This is a genomic window from Streptomyces sp. LS1784 (assembly GCF_020103755.1).
Taxonomy (GTDB): Bacteria; Actinomycetota; Actinomycetes; order Streptomycetales; family Streptomycetaceae; genus Kitasatospora.
In genome coordinates, this window is sequence record NZ_JAHSQD010001060.1 from 1 (window position 1) to 1,303 (window position 1,303).

General features: G+C 73.4%; 1 protein-coding gene and 1 pseudogene. Both read right to left on the reverse strand.

All coding sequences use genetic code 11. The features are described from left to right. Positions 1-300, reverse strand: a pseudogene (locus KS423_RS45600) (two-component sensor histidine kinase); the annotation flags it as partial. Next, the gene (locus tag KS423_RS45605) at positions 297-1,001 is read right to left on the reverse strand and encodes a response regulator transcription factor (protein ID WP_224285531.1); all 705 of its coding nucleotides are present in this window, start codon (positions 999-1,001) and stop codon (positions 297-299) included. The gene KS423_RS45605 and the pseudogene KS423_RS45600, both read right to left, overlap by 4 nt. Positions 1,002-1,303 lie beyond the last annotated feature (302 nt).

Sequence of the window (1,303 nt, forward strand, 5' to 3'; positions counted from 1 at the left end):
CGCCCCGGCCGCACCCGCTCCGGCGGGCTGCCCGGCCGCCGGAAGGTGCACCGCCATCCGCCCCTGCCCGCCGGCGTCCGTACTGGCCAGGGCCCGGTTGATCGCGTCCTCGTCGGTGGTGATCGCCAGGGCCGGCCCGAGCGCCGCGGCCTGCCGCTCGGCGGCGGTGAACGCCCGGTCCCGCGCGGTCTGCTGGACCATCATCCCGAGCGGGATCAGGAAGGCCAGCGCGACCATGGTGGTCCCGGCCACGGCGGCCTTGATCAGGGCCCAGCGCAGCGAGCGCCCGAACCGCCTCATGTCCGGTGCTCCGCCAGGCCTCCGGCGGCTTCCAGCCGGACCCCGACGCCCCGGACGGTGTGCAGGTAGCGGGGGTTGGAGGCGGTCTCGCCGAGCTTGCGGCGCAGCCAGGAGAGGTGGACGTCGATGGTCTGGTCGCCGCCGTAGGTCTGCTGCCAGACCTCGGCGAGGATCTCCTTGCGGGGCACCACCACGCCGGGGCGGGCCGCCAGGAAGGCCAGCAGGTCGAACTCACGGCGGGTCAGGTCGAGCGGCCGCCCGTCCAGCGCGGCCTCCCGCCGCTGGAGGTCGATCGCGAGTCCGCCGACCCGCAGCACCTGGGCGACGGGCGCCGCGCCGTTGCCGAACCGGCGCAGCACGGCGGTCATCCGGGCGCTGAGGTGCTCTCCGGAGAAAGGTTTCACCAGGTAGTCGTCAGCGCCGTCGTTGAGCAGCCGGATGATCTCGGCCTCGTCGTCCCGGGCGGTGGAGATGATCACCGGCACGTCGGTCAGGCCCCGGATCATCTTGAGCGCCTCGCTGCCGTCCAGGTCGGGCAGGCCCAGGTCGAGGATCACCAGGTCGCAGCCGACCTGGGCGACCTCCCGCAGCGCCTCCAGAGCCGTGCCCACACTGCGCACCGCGTGACCGGTGTCGGTCAGGTGGCGGATGAGGGCGGAACGCACGAAGGGGTCGTCCTCGACCACGAGCACTGTTGCCATGGGCCTGCACGGTACGCCATCGCCGGTCAGTGGTCTGTACCTCGGGGGTGGGTCCGGACATTGTGCAACTGCCCTGCTGAATACCGGGGGTGCCGGTCTCCGTCCGTTTGGAAATACGGCAGGATGTGCGGACGATGCGGAACGGACTGGTACAGCTCGGCGCCTGGGCGGCGGCCACCGGGGCGGCGGTGGCGCTGTCCTGGCTCGGCGTGCACGCGGTGCTGACCGGCGCCGCGTTCGAGCAGCCCACGGCGCTGCCGCTGCCGTCCCCGAAGGCCGACGGCACGCCGCACTCCGCGCCC

Excerpts from the sequence above, each read along its gene's own strand:
- KS423_RS45605 (WP_224285531.1), bottom strand. The coding sequence starts at position 1,001 with ATGGCAACAGTGCTCGTGGTCGAGGACGACCCCTTCGTGCGTTCCGCC.